The 16,728-nt window shown below is 63.7% G+C and carries 21 protein-coding genes; 12 read left to right on the top strand and 9 right to left on the bottom strand.

All coding sequences use genetic code 11. The features are described 5' to 3' along the window. Positions 1-24: 24 nt before the first annotated feature. Positions 25-384: a DUF3099 domain-containing protein gene (locus tag QM609_RS14040; protein WP_003942638.1), complete on the bottom strand. Its 360-nt coding sequence runs from the start codon at positions 382-384 to the stop codon at positions 25-27. Positions 385-467: 83 nt separating this feature from the next. Between QM609_RS14040 and QM609_RS14035 the strand changes: the two genes are divergently transcribed. Then, positions 468-704 carry a DUF3039 domain-containing protein gene (locus QM609_RS14035; protein WP_003942602.1) on the top strand — a complete coding sequence of 79 codons (237 nt, stop codon included), beginning with the start codon at positions 468-470 and terminating at the stop codon, positions 702-704. On the opposite strand, the gene QM609_RS14030 is transcribed toward QM609_RS14035, so the two are convergent. Continuing rightward, a complete protein-coding gene (locus tag QM609_RS14030; protein WP_050656882.1) occupies positions 677-1,939 on the bottom strand; it encodes a YihY/virulence factor BrkB family protein in 1,263 nt (420 codons plus the stop codon). The genes QM609_RS14035 and QM609_RS14030 overlap by 28 nt on opposite strands. Positions 1,940-2,195: 256 nt before the next feature. On the opposite strand from QM609_RS14030, the gene QM609_RS14025 reads away from it, so the two are divergent. Further along, a complete protein-coding gene (locus tag QM609_RS14025) occupies positions 2,196-3,974 on the top strand; it encodes a DEAD/DEAH box helicase (RefSeq protein ID WP_003942642.1) in 1,779 nt (592 codons plus the stop codon). Positions 3,975-4,107: 133 nt separating this feature from the next. Here the strand turns inward: QM609_RS14025 and QM609_RS14020 are convergent, their stop codons facing one another. Continuing rightward, positions 4,108-4,299, bottom strand: a complete 192-nt coding sequence (locus tag QM609_RS14020) for a DUF7455 domain-containing protein (RefSeq protein ID WP_003942643.1) — start codon at positions 4,297-4,299, stop codon at positions 4,108-4,110. Between the two features lie 234 nt (positions 4,300-4,533). Between QM609_RS14020 and QM609_RS14015 the strand changes: the two genes are divergently transcribed. From QM609_RS14015 to QM609_RS14000, 4 genes are all read left to right on the top strand, one after another. Continuing rightward, positions 4,534-4,911: a DUF952 domain-containing protein gene (locus QM609_RS14015; RefSeq protein ID WP_007732832.1), complete on the top strand. Its 378-nt coding sequence runs from the start codon at positions 4,534-4,536 to the stop codon at positions 4,909-4,911. A gap of 86 nt (positions 4,912-4,997) precedes the next feature. Then, positions 4,998-5,480 (top strand): cation:proton antiporter regulatory subunit, encoded by a 483-nt coding sequence (locus QM609_RS14010; RefSeq protein WP_021344116.1) that lies wholly within the window; start codon positions 4,998-5,000, stop codon positions 5,478-5,480. A 7-nt stretch (positions 5,481-5,487) separates the two neighbouring features. Beyond that, entirely contained in the window at positions 5,488-6,660 is a 1,173-nt protein-coding gene (locus QM609_RS14005; RefSeq protein WP_003942634.1) for a cation:proton antiporter, read from the top strand. A gap of 21 nt (positions 6,661-6,681) precedes the next feature. After that, complete coding sequence (locus QM609_RS14000) at positions 6,682-7,491, top strand: tyrosine-protein phosphatase (RefSeq protein ID WP_050656629.1); 810 nt, start codon at positions 6,682-6,684, stop codon at positions 7,489-7,491. 69 nt (positions 7,492-7,560) lie between these two features. On the opposite strand, the gene QM609_RS13995 is transcribed toward QM609_RS14000, so the two are convergent. Beyond that, entirely contained in the window at positions 7,561-8,985 is a 1,425-nt protein-coding gene (locus QM609_RS13995; protein WP_370333980.1) for an RNA polymerase sigma factor, read from the bottom strand. Positions 8,986-9,097: 112 nt separating this feature from the next. Continuing rightward, positions 9,098-9,865, bottom strand: a complete 768-nt coding sequence (gene ppgK / locus QM609_RS13990) for a polyphosphate--glucose phosphotransferase (protein ID WP_283337297.1) — start codon at positions 9,863-9,865, stop codon at positions 9,098-9,100. 166 nt (positions 9,866-10,031) lie between these two features. Here ppgK and QM609_RS13985 point away from each other — a divergent pair, with 166 nt between their 5' ends. Then, a complete protein-coding gene (locus QM609_RS13985) occupies positions 10,032-10,913 on the top strand; it encodes an inositol monophosphatase family protein (protein ID WP_050656628.1) in 882 nt (293 codons plus the stop codon). Between the two features lie 6 nt (positions 10,914-10,919). On the opposite strand, the gene cei is transcribed toward QM609_RS13985, so the two are convergent. Further along, positions 10,920-11,603 (bottom strand): envelope integrity protein Cei, encoded by a 684-nt coding sequence (gene cei / locus QM609_RS13980; RefSeq protein WP_003942618.1) that lies wholly within the window; start codon positions 11,601-11,603, stop codon positions 10,920-10,922. Positions 11,604-12,136: 533 nt separating this feature from the next. Between cei and QM609_RS13975 the strand changes: the two genes are divergently transcribed. Beyond that, complete coding sequence (locus QM609_RS13975) at positions 12,137-12,439, top strand: DUF4193 domain-containing protein (protein ID WP_003942593.1); 303 nt, start codon at positions 12,137-12,139, stop codon at positions 12,437-12,439. Positions 12,440-12,519: 80 nt separating this feature from the next. On the opposite strand, the gene QM609_RS13970 is transcribed toward QM609_RS13975, so the two are convergent. Next, entirely contained in the window at positions 12,520-13,017 is a 498-nt protein-coding gene (locus tag QM609_RS13970) for a DUF3093 domain-containing protein (RefSeq protein WP_003942596.1), read from the bottom strand. A gap of 41 nt (positions 13,018-13,058) precedes the next feature. Here QM609_RS13970 and dut point away from each other — a divergent pair, with 41 nt between their 5' ends. Both dut and QM609_RS13960 read left to right on the top strand, forming a co-directional pair. Beyond that, positions 13,059-13,553, top strand: a complete 495-nt coding sequence (gene dut, locus QM609_RS13965; RefSeq protein ID WP_003942635.1) for a dUTP diphosphatase — start codon at positions 13,059-13,061, stop codon at positions 13,551-13,553. Positions 13,554-13,556: 3 nt separating this feature from the next. Continuing rightward, positions 13,557-14,396, top strand: coding sequence for a DUF3710 domain-containing protein (locus QM609_RS13960; RefSeq protein WP_003942585.1), 840 nt, complete (start codon positions 13,557-13,559; stop codon positions 14,394-14,396). Positions 14,397-14,407: 11 nt separating this feature from the next. Here the strand turns inward: QM609_RS13960 and QM609_RS13955 are convergent, their stop codons facing one another. Beyond that, positions 14,408-15,133, bottom strand: coding sequence for an alpha/beta fold hydrolase (locus QM609_RS13955; RefSeq protein ID WP_076948459.1), 726 nt, complete (start codon positions 15,131-15,133; stop codon positions 14,408-14,410). A 138-nt stretch (positions 15,134-15,271) separates the two neighbouring features. Here QM609_RS13955 and QM609_RS13950 point away from each other — a divergent pair, with 138 nt between their 5' ends. Together QM609_RS13950 and QM609_RS13945 are read left to right on the top strand one after the other, a co-directional pair. Further along, positions 15,272-15,646, top strand: coding sequence for an OB-fold nucleic acid binding domain-containing protein (locus QM609_RS13950; protein ID WP_003942613.1), 375 nt, complete (start codon positions 15,272-15,274; stop codon positions 15,644-15,646). 52 nt (positions 15,647-15,698) lie between these two features. Continuing rightward, on the top strand, positions 15,699-16,412 hold the full coding sequence (locus QM609_RS13945; RefSeq protein WP_050656626.1) for a DUF3159 domain-containing protein: 714 nt from the start codon (positions 15,699-15,701) through the stop codon (positions 16,410-16,412). On the opposite strand, the gene QM609_RS13940 is transcribed toward QM609_RS13945, so the two are convergent. Further along, positions 16,405-16,698: a GNAT family N-acetyltransferase gene (locus QM609_RS13940; protein WP_003942641.1), complete on the bottom strand. Its 294-nt coding sequence runs from the start codon at positions 16,696-16,698 to the stop codon at positions 16,405-16,407. The genes QM609_RS13945 and QM609_RS13940 overlap by 8 nt on opposite strands. Between the last annotated feature and the right edge of the window lie 30 nt (positions 16,699-16,728).

Genomic DNA, 16,728 nt, shown 5'->3' with positions numbered 1-16,728 from the left:
TGTCATTCTCGCAGGCGGAACTTGTCAGCCTTCGATGGTGTGGTGCGTCGCGGATTCGATCTCGCCTGCGGTCTTCTTTCGTCCGTCGTATCGACTCGGTTCGTCCTTGGTGCGCGGTGGTCGGTCGTTGGCGATCAGGACGGCGATCCAGGGAAGCGGAATGGATGCACCGATGATGAGCATCGAGATCCAGGCGTTGGCCCAGATGCCGTACGCGATCGCCGCGAGGATCAACGCCGGGAACCGGAAGGACATGATGATCATGTACTTGCGCACTCGGGCTTTGTGCTGTTCTTCGACGGACTGCTGCGCTTCGGTGATCAGTACGGGATTGTCGGGAGTCCCGGCCTCGTCGGACCTGCCGAACGCGCCATTTCGTGCCATGACTCCACTGTTCCACTCTCGGCCGACAATTGCACACGACCCGTGGGTCGCACCGCTGTGACGGAGACGGCATTATTGGAGGGGTGAGCACTCAAACCAAGGAACGTCCCGACGTCTCCACCGACGAAACGACCGACGACGACACCCCGAAGTTCTTCCACTACGTGAAGAAGAACAAGATCGCCGAGAGCGCCGTCATGGGAACCCATGTCGTCGCGCTGTGCGGTGAGGTGTTTCCCGTGACGAAGTCCGCCAAGCCGGGATCACCGGTGTGCCCGGACTGCAAGAAGATTTACGAAGGACTCCGTAAGGGCGACTGACCTCGGGTCAGGCGAGCGGGAGTACTTCCGGAGCTCGGCGGATCGACAGCCTCGACGCAGTCGGCCGCCGGGCTCTTCGCGTCTGCGTGCGGTTCATCGCAGGGATCTTGGTCGACGCACGAGTTCTGGCGCGACCCCGATTGTCTGCTCTCGGTTTGTCTGCTGCGGGGCCGCCCGTACGAGGGGACCGTGGCCGGGTCCGCTTTGTCGCCCGAGATGCGGATCGGGCTGGTGGCCAGGTGCCAGGTCAGGTTGGTGACCGGACCGGTCTTTTCGTCGGTGTTCTGAGCCGCAAGCCACTCTCGCATCTGCTCCATCCGAGTGGCACGAGCGGGCCAGAACTCCTGAACCGTCGCGTTGAACTCGGCGCCGAGGACGACGGCAAAACCGAGGAAGAATGTGAAGAGCAGAAACGCGATCGGCGTTGCCAGTGCGCCGTACGTGTAGCCGGTGCTGGTGACGAATCCCAGGTACCAGCGCAATCCGGTGCTGGCGGCCATGAAGAACACACCGGCGACCAGGGCGCCCGCGAGCAGCCGATGCCACGGCAGCGACTTCGGCAGAGCGACCTTGTAGAGCGTCGTGAGGCCGATGATCACCAGCAGACCGACAGCGGGGTAGTAGAACGTGTCGACCAGATTCGATCCGACCACGTACCAGGAGGCCGGCAGTGCTCGCCCGACGAGCGTCGGCCCCAGAGCTACCAGCGGCAGGATGAACACCGCCATCACCAGGAACATCACGTAGAGCAGCAGGGCGAAGATGCGCTGCCAGATGGGATTGCGGGCATCCTGCTGCCCGTGTGCTTCCACGATCGAGTCGACGAACGTACTGATCGCCGATGATCCCGCCCACAGGGAGAGCAGGAAGCCCACCGAGATGATCTCCGGGCGTCCGCGCTGAAGGACGTCCGTCACCGTCGGGCGGATGATCTGGTCGACGACGCTTTCGCTGAAGATCGTTCCGCTGAACGTGACGATCTTGGATTCGATGATCTCGACGGTGTTGGGTCCGAACCACCCACCGATGTAGCCGATCATTCCCAGAAGGCCGAGCAGCAGGGGAGCAAGCGACAGCGTTTGCCAGAACGCGGCCGTAGCCGCCTTTCCGAAGATGGAATCGTCCCAGGCCTTGCTCAGGGTTCGACCGATCAACTGCCCGGTGCGGCGTAGCGGATGCCATCTGCGGTGGTGCAGATCACTTCCGCTCGACTTCTCGCCTCGCGCTTCACTCATGATGTCTCCAGCATCCCTGACGACACACCCGGTTGCCCAACCATGGCGCCGACGTGTCGCACATTTCTGAGACAATTCGCGTGCAGGTCGGCAGGATGCGAGAACGGCGAAACCTCGCCGGCCGGAGTGAGAACGGCCATGAGTACGCGCTTCGAGTGCGGCTTTCGTCGGTGGCGGCGGCTAGGCTCGTCGCCGGACATTGATGAAAATTCGAGGAGCGCGAGACAACAGTGCGATTCCAGTGGAGGCGCGGCCTATGACGTCTGAGACCGTGGCAGCCGAGTTCGGCAAGTCGCCCGAACCCGCCGGAGCTCAATCCGCGGGAACCCAACCTGGCGCCCCTACCGGTTCCCTTCGTGCATGGCAGCGCCGTGCACTGACCAAATACCTTTCCAGCAGCCCGCGTGACTTTCTGGCGGTCGCAACGCCGGGAGCAGGTAAGACCACCTTCGCTCTGCGGGTAGCTTCGGAATTGCTCCGTGACCGGACGGTCGACCAGATAACCGTCGTGGCGCCGACCGAGCACCTCAAGCACCAGTGGGCGGAGTCCGCTCAGCGCTCCGGCCTCGCATTGGACTCGCGGTTCTCCAACTCGACCGGCCAGACCTCGAGTGACTATCACGGCGTCGTGCTGACCTACGCCCAGGTTGCCTCGCACCCGTCGAAGCATCGTGTGCGGACCGAGGGCCGCAAGACGCTGGTCATCCTCGACGAGATCCACCACGGCGGCGACGCCAAGAGCTGGGGCGACGCCATTCGTGAAGCGTTCGGCGACGCGACCAGGCGTCTCGCACTGACCGGAACCCCGTTCCGCAGTGACGACAGTGCCATTCCTTTTGTCGAGTACGAGCCGGACAAGGAAGGTCTGCTCCGCTCGAAAGCCGACCACTCCTACGGATATTCGGATGCCCTCAAGGACGGCGTGGTTCGCCCCGTCGTGTTTCTCGCCTACTCGGGCGAGGCACGGTGGCGAAACAACGCCGGCGAGGAATTCACCGCTCGACTCGGCGAGCCGCTGAGCGCCGAGCAGACGACTCGGGCCTGGCGCACGGCCTTGGACCCTGCCGGCGACTGGATTCCTGCCGTGCTGCAAGCAGCAGACACCCGTTTGGCGCAGCTGCGCAGTACCGGTATGCCCGATGCCGGCGGACTTGTCATCGCGACGGACCAGACAGTGGCCCGCGAGTACGCGAAGGCCCTGACCGCGATCACCGGCGAACAGCCGGCTGTCGTGCTGTCCGACGACCCCACCGCGTCCAAGCGAATCGCCGAATTCGGTGCGAGCGACCAGAAATGGATGGTCGCAGTCCGCATGGTGTCCGAGGGCGTCGACGTTCCCCGTCTGGCGGTCGGTGTGTACGCGACCAGCGCGTCGACTCCGCTGTACTTCGCTCAGGCGATCGGGCGCTTCGTGCGTTCGCGTCGTAAGGGCGAAACTGCCAGCGTCTTCCTGCCGTCGGTGCCGGTGCTTCTCGACCTTGCCGCACAGCTCGAGGCCCAGCGTGATCACGTACTCGGCAAGCCGCATCGTGAGAAGGACGGCCTCGAAGACGACCTGCTCGCCGATGCGAACAAGCAGAAGGACGAGCTGGGTGAGGAGGAGAAGGCGTTCACGTCCCTGGGCGCCGATGCCGAACTCGACCAGGTGATCTACGACGGATCATCCTTCGGTACCGCGACATTCGCCGGAAGTGACGAGGAAGCCGACTACCTCGGTCTGCCAGGCCTACTCGACGCCGATCAGATGCGGGCATTGCTGCGTCAACGCCAGCAGACGCAGGTCGAGGCCAACTCGGCCAAGGCCGCCGCCCCGCAACCCACGGCGGCAGTGGTATCCGATCGAGCGGCCACGGCAGATCAGCTCGGTGCGCTCCGCAAGGAGCTCAACGGGTTGGTGGCGATGAACGTTCACCGCACTGGTAAGCCGCACGGCATCATTCACGCGGAACTGCGCCGGGTGTGCGGCGGTCCGCCGACGGCCATCGCTACTGTCGATCAGCTGACCGAACGCATCGCGATTCTCCGCAGCTGGTAGCAGCCGATACCGGTCCCGCACGCTTCGCGTGCTTGCGGCCCCGGAACGGCAGAACGGGCGATCACAGTGACTGTGATCGCCCGTTCTGGCGTTCATGGCGCGCCTCGTGAAGAGGCCACCCCCGGCTGACAGGTCAGATTGCGGGTTCGCTTTCGGAGACGACGGCATTCATCTCGCGAAGTCGATCCGCGTGTTCGGTTGCGTGGTGTCCGCAGAAGAGAAGCTCGCCGCCGGTGGGAAGCACGGCGCGTACGCGTGCTCCGGCACCGCACCGGTCGCACCGGTCGGCAGCGGTCAACTGTGGGCTGGTCAGTGTTCCGGGCATGACTCCTCCGTACTGGCTTTGCGGCATTCGGGCCGCGTGCCTGGGGCCTGGTCCGCCGCGTCGGAATGGCGCGGTAGATCCACTCTTACAGACGTTTGGGGTTTACGGGTTGTTCCCGAAGGCGTTTCTTAGTGTTGTGTCTCACTGGAAATGCGCTGGGCAGGCATTCTCGGGTGAAGATTGTTCGCTGACAGCTGATTCGGATCGCCGACCTCAGCCCGATATTCTGGGCGGATGAACCCGGGACGCGAACCACTTGTCGACGAGAGCGTCGAGTTGCTCCACATGTGCACGCGCGAGGAGTGGGCGCGGGCACAACAGCTCGGTGAACGTATCCCCGACGGATTCGAGGCGGAGGGATTTGTCCACATGTCGACTCCGGCGCAAGTTCATCTCCCGGCCAATCGGATCTTTGCCGGCCGTGACGACATAGTCCTTCTGGCTATCGATCCGGCCTTGCTCGGCGGTCAGGTCAAGTACGAACCGGGTGTCCCCTCGGACCCGGAATCGATGCGATTCCCGCATCTGTACGCCCCGATTCCCGTCGCAGCCGTCACCGCTGTCGTCGAGTATTTTCCGGGCGAGAACGGCGTGTTTTCGCCGGTTCGGTAGGTCGCCGGTTGGCCGGTCGTGAACTGTGCCCCGCGGATTACGGCCCTCCCGCGATGCAGGTCACCGATCGGCGCTACCGTTGGTATATGAACGTAGAAGTCACCCCACTACCGGGGATCGGGACGCGCAAGGATTTTGTTCTGTCTTCCGGTCGTCGCGTGGGTGTCGTCACCCATCGGGACGGTCATACCGACCTCATCGTTTCCAAGGCAGACGACCCTGACGCGTGTGCTGCCTCGCTGCCTCTGACCACCGAGGAAGCGGCAGCGCTCAGCAATCTCCTGGGTGCCCCCCAGCTCGTTGCTCAGCTCGAGGAAGAGCACCGTGACCTTCCGGGCATTCGAACCAAACAGCTCTACATCAAGGACGGTTCTCGCTACGACGGACAGACCCTCGGGGACACCGGCATGCGCACGCGCACCGGAGTGTCCATCGTCGCCGTCATGCGCGCAGGACAGGTGAGCCCGTCTCCGAACCCCGACTTCACGTTCACCGGGGGAGACCTTCTCGTGGCAGTCGGAACGCCGGACGGTTTGGCTGCAGCGGCAAAAATCTTGGCCAACGGCTGACTGGCGCGTGGACACAACCACCCTCGCACTGATCGAACTCGGCGCGGTCTTCTTCGCGCTCGGACTGCTCGGACGGCTCGCTGCTCGCGTCGGCATGTCGCCCATCCCGTTCTACCTGATCGGCGGCCTGTGCTTCGGACAGGGCGGTTTCATCCAGCTCGGCGACATCGGCGAGTTCTCCCATCTGGCAAGTGAGATCGGGATCGTCCTGCTCTTGCTGCTGTTGGGGCTCGAATACACTGCCGCCGAGCTCGTCACCGGTCTCAAACGCTCGCGGGTAGCCGGCATCGTCGACATCGTCCTCAACGCCACCCCTGGCGCGGTTGTCGGCTTGATGCTCGGCTGGGGCGTCGTGGGGGCGACGGTCATGGCCGGCGTCACCTACATCTCGTCTTCGGGAATCATCGCCAAGGTGCTCAGCGACCTGGGGCGCCTCGGTAACCGCGAGACACCGGTCGTGCTGTCGATTCTGGTGTTCGAAGACCTGGCGATGGCGCTGTACCTGCCGATTCTGACCGCGATGCTCGCGGGCGTGAGCTTCATGGGCGGGCTCGAAGCGGTCGGGATCTCGTTGTTGGTCATCACCGTGGTTCTTGTCGTGGCCCTCCGATACGGACGGTACGTCTCCGCCCTCCTCGACAGTCCCGACAGTGAGACGCTCCTGCTCAAGCTGCTCGGTGCCGCACTGTTGGTCGCCGGCATCAGTTCGGCGATGCAGGTGTCGGCGGCTGTGGGCGCATTCCTCCTCGGAATCGCGATCTCGGGGTCGACGGCGCACAATGCCAGTCGCGTGCTCGAGCCCCTTCGAGATCTGTTCGCCGCAATGTTCTTCGTGGTCTTCGGTCTCAACACCGATCCCAGTTCCATTCCGCCAGTCCTCGGATGGGCCGCGATCCTGGCAGTGGTCACGGCGATCACGAAGCTGGTAACCGGCGCTTGGGCGGCCAGACGTCAGGGTGTCGCGCGAATGGGTCAGGCGCGCGCCGGTGCCGCTCTGATCGCCCGCGGTGAGTTCTCCATCATCATCGCAGGCCTCGCGGTGTCCGCAGGCGCCGTCGACGCCGAACTTGCCGCATTGGCAACTGCTTACGTGCTCCTGATGGCGGTCATCGGCCCGGTGGCGGCAAGAGTTATCGAACCGGTCGCCTCGTTGTACATCAAGGTTCGTACGAAGTCCTGATTGCGGTCCTATTCTGTCCGGATGTCGAACAGAATCGCCCGTCCCGCCGCGACCGCTCTGTGTGCGCTGATCATCTCGTGTGCACCGGTCCCGGCGCTCGCCGGTGGAATTCCCGCTCTCGACCACGCCGGACCCACAGCTGCGCAGGTTGCCGCGGATCGATCGCTACACCTCGAGGGTGCGTCGAACGCGCGTGACATCGGTGGCTACGACGCCGCGGACGGGCAGACCGTTCGGTGGGGGAAGGTATTTCGCTCGAATGCCCTCGACAAGCTGACACCGTCGGATCTCGCGTCGTTGAGCGAACGCGGAGTGGAATCGGTCGACGACTTCCGTACGGTCGTCGAACGAACGCTCTCGCAGGATCGCCTTCCGAACGGGGCGCGAAGCAACTGGTTCGACGTCATCGGAACCAACCCCGCCAACCTCCCGGCGCTGGTGGACATGCCGACGATGTACGCGTTGATGGTGACCGATCCGGGGGCGAGCCGCGCATTCCACGAAGCGCTGGTGAACGTCGCGAACACCGACGGTTCAGTCCTCTACCACTGCTCGGCGGGCAAGGACCGTACCGGTTGGATGACCGCAGTTCTCCTGACCGTCCTCGGCGTGAGTCGCACCGACGTGAACGCCGATTACATGCTCAGCAATCAGTACCTCACCGGACCCCGCACGGGGAGCGCGTTCATCGACGGCGTCGAACAGTCTTGGCTGGACACGTCTTTCGCCACGGTGGATCGGGTGTACGGCAACTTCGACAACTACGTCCGGGACGGCCTTCAGTTGAGCGAGGACGATGTCGCACAACTCCGGGACGCACTCTTGGTCTGAGGCGGCAAACGCACAAGAGCCGCTTTCCGGCGATCCGGAGAGCGGCTCTTGTGTGCATAGCTGGTGTGACTAGTCGAGGTAGTCGCGCAGAACCTGCGAACGCGACGGGTGGCGCAGCTTCGACATCGTCTTCGATTCGATCTGGCGGATACGCTCGCGCGTGACGCCGTAGACCTGTCCGATTTCGTCTAAAGTCCTCGGCTGACCGTCGGTGAGACCGAAGCGGAGGCGAACCACGCCGGCTTCGCGCTCGGACAGCGTCTCGAGTACCGACTGCAGCTGATCCTGCAGCAAGGTGAACGAGACGGCATCGACTGCGACAACAGCTTCGGAGTCTTCGATGAAGTCACCGAGCTGGCTGTCGCCCTCGTCGCCGATGGTCTGGTCGAGAGAGATCGGCTCACGCGCGTACTGCTGGATTTCCAGCACCTTCTCCGGCGTGATGTCCATTTCCTTGGCGAGCTCTTCCGGCGTGGGCTCACGGCCCAGGTCCTGGAGCAGCTCACGCTGGATACGGCCGAGCTTGTTGATGACCTCGACCATGTGTACCGGGATACGGATGGTGCGAGCCTGGTCGGCCATTGCGCGGGTGATGGCCTGACGGATCCACCACGTGGCGTAGGTCGAGAACTTGTAACCCTTGGTGTAGTCGAACTTCTCGACTGCACGGATCAGACCGAGGTTGCCTTCCTGGATGAGGTCCAGGAACGCCATGCCGCGGCCCGTGTAGCGCTTGGCGAGTGAGACGACCAGGCGGAGGTTGGCCTCGAGGAGGTGGTTCTTGGCGCGGTTGCCGTCGCGGCAGATCCAGCTCATGTCGCGTCGCTGAGCCGCAGGCAACTTCTCGCCCTTGTCAGCGAGGTCCTGCATGATCTGCACGGCGTAGAGGCCGGCCTCGATGCGCTTGGCCAGTTCGACTTCCTCTTCGGCGTTGAGGAGTGCGACCTTGCCGATCTGCTTGAGGTAGGCGCGAACCGAGTCGGCGGACGCCGTCAGTTCGGCATCCTTGCGTGCCTGACGGAGAGCTTCGGACTCTTCCTCGTCCCAGACGAAGTCGCCGGAAGCCTTGTCCTTCTCGGACGGCTCTGCAGCGGTCTCTTCGTCTTCGCCGACTGCTACGACCTCGACGACATCGGACTCGACCTCGGCAAGGTCGCCGTCCGTGATGTCGATGTCTTCCAACTCGACATCGCCGTCTTCGGCGTCAGGATCGCCGGCCTTCTTGGGGCTGGCCTTCTTAGCTGCTGCCTTCTTGGCCGGAGCTTTCTTGGCCGGAGCCTTCTTTGCTGCTGCCTTCTTGGCGGGGGCCTTTTTCGCCGGAGCCTTCTTGGCTGCCGGAGCGGTGACGGTGGCCGCCTCCACGGCTGGAGATTGTGGCTCTGACTCTGATGGAGAATCAGCAGTCTGACGTGTATCGGTGGCTGCCACGTACGCCCTTTCGTGACGGTGTCGTGCGGCGTCACGCCAGAGTGGTGATCCGGCGGAGAGGTCAATGGTTGTTGGCCGGCGCGCAGCCGGACTTCACCATTGTAACGACTCTCAGGAAACTCTTACGTCACGGCGGGCCGTAACAGGTAGATTTTCCGCTTTTCACGTGCGGGTTTTCTCATCCGGCGACGGAGGCCGACCTAGTCAGTCCGACCGATGCGAGCGCAGCTCCGGCAATTCCCGCGGTGTTGAGAAGGGTGGCGGGGACGACCTTGGTGCGGTTGGTCAGATGCGGAATCCACTTCTCGTGCTTGCGGCTTATACCGCCTCCGGCGATGAAGAGGTCTGGCCAGAGCAGGTTCTCGAAGGTGGTCAGAACTCGCGAGACCTCGACGGCCCACTCCTTGTAGCTCCAGTCCTTCTTCTCCTTCACCGACGACGCCGCCCGGTGCTCGGCTTCCTTGCCGTCGACCTCGAGGTGACCGAACTCGGTGTTGGGCAACAGAACTCCGTTGTGCAGCACGGCAGATCCGATTCCGGTGCCGAAGGTCAACAAGATCACGACGCCGGAGGTGTCCTTACCCGCTCCGAACGAGTCCTCGGCGATTCCGGCAGCGTCGGCGTCGTTGAGGACGGTGACCTCGCGCCCGCCCAGCGCCTTGCCGAACAGAGCGGCGGCGTCGGTGTCGATCCAGGACTTGTCGATATTCGCGGCGCTTCGCGCGACGCCGCCGGTCACGACAGCGGGCAAGGTGATGCCGACCGGACCGGTCCACTTGGCCTGCTCGACGATCTCGGCGACAGTGCCCGCGATCGCATCGGGTGTGGACGGCTGCGGGGTCAGGATCTTGATGCGGTCACCGATCATTTCCCCGGTGCTCAGGTCGATCGTGCCGCCCTTGACGCCGCTGCCGCCGACGTCGATCCCGAAACCTGTGGTTGTCATCGTCCTGCGCTCCTGAGTGTCGAATTCGAGGTCACGATCTACCGTTGCAAACACTAACCCGAACAAGGACCCGGGCGCGTCCTCTCGAACCGCCCACCTCGAGACGTTCGAGTGGTGCCCCTCGGTAGAGATGTGTTGCGATGGTCCGGTGCGCCCTTCAGAAAGAATGTTGCCCGACTTTTCCGCCGATTCTCTGGACCCCGCACAGTTGCGGGAAGTAGCCGTAGCCGTCGCCGAACGCGCAGCCGAACACGTCCGCTTGCGTCGGCCCGAGGTATTCGGCCTGGTGGGTTCCGGTGCCGCCGAGGGTGGTTCGGTTGCGGCGAAGAGCACGCCCACCGATCCCGTCACGGTGGTCGATACCGAAACCGAACAGGTGATTCGCGACCTTCTGGCGCAATGGCGGCCTGCAGATTCGATCCTGGGTGAGGAAGGTGGCGGAGACACCGACGATTCCGCGGGAGTTCGATGGGTTGTCGATCCCATCGACGGCACGGTGAATTTTCTCTACGGAATCCCCGCGTTCGCCATCTCGGTGGCCGTACAGATCGACGGGGTCTCGGTAGCCGGGGCTGTCGTCGACGTGTCGTTGGAAACCACGTACGCCGCGCATCGGGGCGGCGGTGCAACCATGACCACGGCCGACGGCGTCGTCAGCGACCTGCAAGCCAATGAGGTGACCGAGCTGTCAATGGCGCTGTTGGCCACCGGCTTCGGTTACGGAGCGGATCGCCGGAAGGTGCAGGGCACGTTGATCGGGCAGATCCTGCCGCAGGTTCGCGACATCCGACGCATCGGTTCGGCGGCTTTGGATCTGTGCATGGTCGCCACCGGCCGGGTCGACGCTCACTTCGAACACGGACTGAGTCCGTGGGACTGGGCAGCTGGCTCCCTGATCGCTTCCGAAGCGGGCGCCGTCATCAACGTCCCGGCGTCAAATTCCACGTCGGCCGACGGTGATGTCGTTTACGCAGTCGCTCCGGCGATCGCCGAGCAGTTCGCGCACATGCTCGGAGCTACCGGCGCAGATCAGCCGATTCCGAGCTGAGGCTTGTCAGCAGCGCGCCGTGCGCGCTGCTTTGAGCAGTGCGATGTCCATGGGGGCGACTTCGGCGTTTGCGGGTTGCTCGGCCAGAGCATGCAGGATCGCGGTGGCGTCGGTGTTGGGGGTCAGGGCGCCCTTGTTGTAGGTGCCGAGAGCCAGGTCGACGGTGTCGTCGCCGCGGCCGTCCTGGACCAGTTCGGCGCAGGGGGCGACCAGCCAGACGGAACTGGCGGCGGCGAGGCCGTTCGCTCCGAATCGGATCTGACCCTGGCACTCCATGTTCTGGTCGACGTAGACGGGGTCGTTTCCGACCTGGACGTCCGGCGCGCTGGAGAAGCCGAACTCGCTCAGTTGCGCTGCCACCTGGGCCGCCTGGCCGTGTTCACCGTTGGCGTTGAACACACGAACCTTGGTGGCGGCGAGGGGAGCGGGATCCACGTCGAGCAGCTTCGAGCGGTCGACGACGGTTCCCAGCGGTAGTGGCGCCGCTGCCGAAGGATCGGACGAAGGTTGCGGCAGGTTGCAGGCGACGGTGTCACTGACTTCCGCCTCGGCGCTCAGGATGCGGACCCACAAGACACTGCCGATCAATGCGAGTACCGCGAACACGGCGATCACCGGCCACGCGCGCCGACGGCGGAACGGACGTCCCTGGTCATCGGTAGAGCTGCCTTCGGTGATCAGAGAAACCACGGTATCCCTCGACTTTCTTGACGAAACTTCTACTTCGCCATCGGGCCGAGCGGCGCCGGCATGACGTTCGGTGCCTACCTTAGAGGGCCTGTGTGACGAGACAGCCGAAGCGAGGCTCGACGCGTCGAGTCCTTGTCGATTGAGAAACGGCAGTTGGCCGATTACCGGCCTGTTTCTACCCGGATTCGGCCCGAAAACATCGTGGAAAGGTCACAGCTTGCTCTTGCCTTGGTGACAATTCGCAGTCATTTTTCGGAAATTTCCGATTCGGTTACTACTTTCGTGCTCACGTCGGCTACTGTCTGGCGGCCCAGGTCGTTCAACTGGGCATCGGCCGGACGCCGAAATGACAACCAAATGAGGCGCAGATCACGTTCTTGGAAGGAACTTCCGGGCACTAATTCCGGTCCTGCAGCGTTATGCAGCGACAGGGAATGATCTGGATGCCACGGCGGTTTCCATGCGCATCAAGGATCTACCGGATTCTCGGCGCACACGGGACCGGGATACACGAAGAGGATGGGGTAGACGAGATGGCAACTGACTACGACGCACCGAGGCGTACAGAGTCCGACGAGGTTTCGGAGGACTCGCTCGAGGAGCTGAAGGCGCGACGCAACGAAGCGCAGTCAGCCGTCGTCGACATCGACGAGACGGACACCGCGGAGTCCTTCGAGCTGCCGGGTGCCGACCTTTCCGGCGAGGAACTCTCGGTTCGAGTTGTTCCGAAGCAGGCAGACGAGTTCACGTGTTCGAGCTGCTTCCTGGTTCATCACCGCAGCCGCCTGGCCAGTGATGCCAACGGACAGCTCGTATGCATGGACTGCGCTGCCTGATCTCCCTTCCCGGTGGTCGACCCGTCAGCGCGAGGGTCGACCAAGGGTCGGGAAGCACTGCTTTGCTGTGACCGCGCTGGTCAGAGATCCAGCGCAGCCAGCAGATCAGCGGGACGACGTGTGCTCACCAACCAGTACGGCGTGGGATCCTCCGGGTCGTCGAGCACGATCAACACCATTGTCTTGACCCATGGGCGATGCTGGACGAACGCCGACGGATCGAGTTGGCGCCCCATCGCAGCACTCTTCGCGGAAGCCGGCACTGCTGCCGCCCGTGAAATCAATTCGACCGGCAGGTGGGCTCTACCCACGTGCAATTCCTTCACCCCTGCTGTCTCCACCACCTCGACGCGCATCCGGCTGAGCCAGAATGCCGCCCAGATCGGGATCGGGAGTAGTACGACGTACGCCAGGTACGAGAGAAGCCCCGGGCGGCCCATGTGGACCTCGGCCGCGAGGAGTCCGGCTACGGCCAGCCCGGCGATCCACCACCAGATCGGCACCCACAGGCGCTCGGAGTACAGCGTCGTGGACGGGGGCGTTGTGGTGGCGACGTCAGGTCGAGATGTTTCGGGCACCTGTCAAGGATAGTCCGTCGCTACGAGTAGTCTTGGCCCACGTGAGCGACCATCTCTCCATCGCCTTGAAGCGACTGGATCCAGACCTGCCCGTTCCACAGCGTGCGCATCCCGGAGATGCGGGTGTGGATCTGTGCTCCACCAGCGACGTCACCATCGAACCCGGCCACCGAACACTGGTCGGAACGGGGATCGCGATCGCTTTGCCGGTGGGCACCGTCGGGTTGATCCATCCGCGTTCCGGACTCGCCGCCAAATCGGGACTGTCGATCGTGAATGCGCCCGGAACCGTGGACGCGGGATACCGGGGCGAACTCAAGGTCTGCTTGATCAATCTCGATCCGGCCACAGCCATCGACATCCGCCGCGGTGACCGAATCGCTCAGCTCGTGGTTCAACGAGTCGAACTTCCGGTTTTCGAGGAAGTCGAATCGCTGGACGACACGACCAGAGGAACCGGAGGCTACGGTTCCAGCGGCGGGCACGCGATACTCGATACCGATGCGCCTGGCGCGGTAGTCGGAGAGGGAGTCTGAATCATGTTCGGACGCAAGAAGAAGACAGACGTCGACGAGGAAACCACCAGCTTCTTCGGTGACGAGAACGACGAGTCGGTGGAGATCGACGAGGTCGAAGACGATCTCGAAGTCACCGGCGACGAGTTCGGTGACGAATCGGAAGGCCCTTACGACATCTCGGAGATCGATTCCGACGATCCGACGGCAGGCCGTGACGGTCAGCGTCTTGATCTCGGTTCCGTTCTGGTGCCGATGCCGACCGGCGGGCAGTTGCAGGTCGAGATGGCGCCCAACGGTTCGCCGCAGGCCGTGCACCTGGTCACCGAGCACGGCCGCATCACGGTTGCTGCCTACGCCGCCCCGAAATCGCCCGGTCAGTGGCGTGAGGTCGTTGCCGAGCTCGCGCAGTCGCTTCGCGACGACAATTCCGCGGTGAGCGTCGAGAACGGCCCGTGGGGCCGTGAACTGGCTGCTGTGACGGCCAACATGGACTTGCGGTTCATCGGCGTCGACGGTCCCCGGTGGATGGTGCGCTGCGTGGTCGCGGGTCCGAGTGGATCCACCGCCGCGAACGCTCCTCTGGTGGCAATCGCACGGGACATCTTGCGTGACACCGTCGTCAACCGAGGATCAGAGCCGCATCCGGTGCGGACACCGCTGCCCGTGGTGCTCCCGCAGGTGCTCGCCGAGCAGTTGGCGGCCGCACACGAGCAGCAGTTGGCGGCAGCGCAGCAGCAACAGGTCGCCGCCCAGCAGCAACAGCAGTCAGCACCGCCCGCTCCGCCGGCACCTCCAGCACGGCCGACCCCGCCGCCTCGTAGCGGCGAATCCGGTTCTGCCATGCAGCAATTGGGTCAGTAACAGAATTTTCTTCAGGCGCTCGCGGTGGTATCGGATTCGATCGCCGCGAGCGCTTTGATGCAGGTGGACCCGAGAACCGCGGGGTCGCGCCCGATCATGTCGAGCATCGTCGTGGCGACTGCGCCGCGGGGGAGTGAAGCCGCCCAGGCCTGCGCCACTGACGCGGGATGAACCGGATCGTCCACCGCCGACGCAATGCCGACCGGAACGCCCACCGCCCGTAGCGCGCTCTCGCCGAGTGAGTGGTACGACGCCGCCTCGTCGAGCGCAGCCGGGAGATCGGGCCACTGAGAGCGCCAGGAGCGCTCGAGTTCGGCTCCGAGCCACGCCGGACTCGACGCGAGCATCGCAGCGATCACCGACTCCAAGCCTTCGGAGCGCAGTTGCCCGGCGGTGAACCGCGCGCTCGCTGCTGCGGGGGCGTCGTCGGCCGAGCCCGTCCAGGCCGGAAGCGCTGCCAACACACTCACGGTTCGATCGGGATTGTCGGCGGCCCACTGGAGTGCAACGGCCGCTCCGATCGAGACCCCTCCGACGATGATTCGGCCGTGCGTGTCCGCGGCTCTGTCCATCGCGTCCAGATAGCCGTCCACGACACGCCGAGGGTCCGGTTCAATTGCGACGATGCGCACACCCAGAGCCTCCAGCGGCGCCCGGAATGCGCGGTCCGCGAAGTGGGCGTCAGAGCCTGTACCTGGGAGAACGACGGCAACGGTCGCCAATTCCGAGTTCTGCATCTCTTGATCTTGCCCGGTGCCCCCGAGACGCGGACTGACCGGTGTGGTTACACGCTCGTAATGGGTCTACAGTGGCGATCACACAGCCCTTCACGTGACGCGAAACCCTTGCGTCACACATGTTCGCAGGAGCGCGCAATGGCACCCGCCGCCGCAGGATATTTTCGTCGACTGACCCAGCGTCTGACCGAGGACGTCGACCAGTTGGACGCCCAGGAGATGGCCGAGTCCAACAAGGCTTCCGGAGGTCAGAAGGCATGCGATTGTCGTCGCGGTGAAGAAGTCACGATGGTGGGCCGACTCCGCAGCGTCGACGCGTGTCCCAAGTCGGGAAATGCCAGCATCGAGGCCGAGTTCTTCGATGGCACCGAGGTGATCAATCTCGTCTGGATCGGGCGTCGCCGGATCCCGGGAATCGAGACCGGTAAGACCCTGCTGATCCGCGGTCGTGTGGGCGAGCGTGACGGTCGCAAGGCGATCTTCAACCCGTACTACGAACTGCGCGGCGAATAGGCGCGTTTCCCGCATTTACCGTGCAACTCGGTGACTGTGGCACCCTCGACAGGTGACTGAAACACAACAGCGATCGGTAATCGACCAACTCGGCGGGCTGAGTGGTCTGATCTATTCGTCTTTGCCGATTCTGATTTTTGTCCCGGTCAACAGCATCTGGAATCTCACCGCGGCAATCTGGGCCGCATTAGGCGTCGCTGTCGCTATCGCGGCCTGGCGCCTCTTCCGTAAGGATTCCCTCCAACCCGCTATTTCCGGTTTTCTCGGAGTCGGAGTTTCCGCATTCATCGCCTACCGCACCGGCGACGCCAAAGGATATTTCCTCTTCGGTATCTACACGAGCCTCGCCTACGGTGCGGTCTTCCTGATTTCCATCCTCGTGCGCTGGCCCCTCGTCGGAATCATCTGGGGCTATCTCAACGGGCACGGCAATCTCTGGCGCAAGCACAGCTCCGCCGTCCGGCTCTACGACGTCGCGACGGCAGCGTGGGCGTTGGTCTTCGGTGCGCGGTATCTCGTTCAGTCACAGCTCTACGACACCGACCACACCGGATGGCTCGCAGTCGCGCGTATCGGCATGGGTTGGCCGTTGACCGGTTTGGTGCTGCTCGTGACGGTCTGGGCTGTGCGTAAGGCCGATCGCATCGTCGAGCCTGAACCGGTTGTGGAGCCCGAAAGCAGCGAGCCCACCGCCACGGACGCAGAGTCCGAAGAGGTGGGCTCGGTGAATCTGACGAAGCCGCGCGAAGACCGAGATCTCAGCTGATCAGGTCCTGGTACTCGGGGTGCTTGTCGAGGAACTTCACGACGTACGGGCACACCGGGTGAACCTTGAGGCCGCGTGCTCGTAGGTCGTCCAGAGCCTGGCGGACGAGAACCCCGGCCAATCCGAAACCTTCGAAGGCGGGGTAGATCTCGGTGTGGTTGAACGAGACGACGTCACCGGAGGTGGTGTAGTCCTCGATCCCGGCGAGGTCGCCGTCGGCATGGATCTCGTACCGGCTCTGGGCTGGATTGTCGGTGACTACGGTGTTTTCGGGCGCTTGTGCCATGTGATTCCCTTTCGTCGTCAGTGTGTTCGT

The sequence above is a fragment of the Rhodococcus sp. IEGM 1302 genome (genome assembly GCF_030056935.1).
GTDB classification, from domain to species: Bacteria; Actinomycetota; Actinomycetes; order Mycobacteriales; family Mycobacteriaceae; genus Rhodococcus_F; species Rhodococcus_F qingshengii.
The sequence above is the reverse complement of the archived record's forward strand: the minus strand, read 5'-3'. Positions and strand labels throughout refer to the sequence as shown.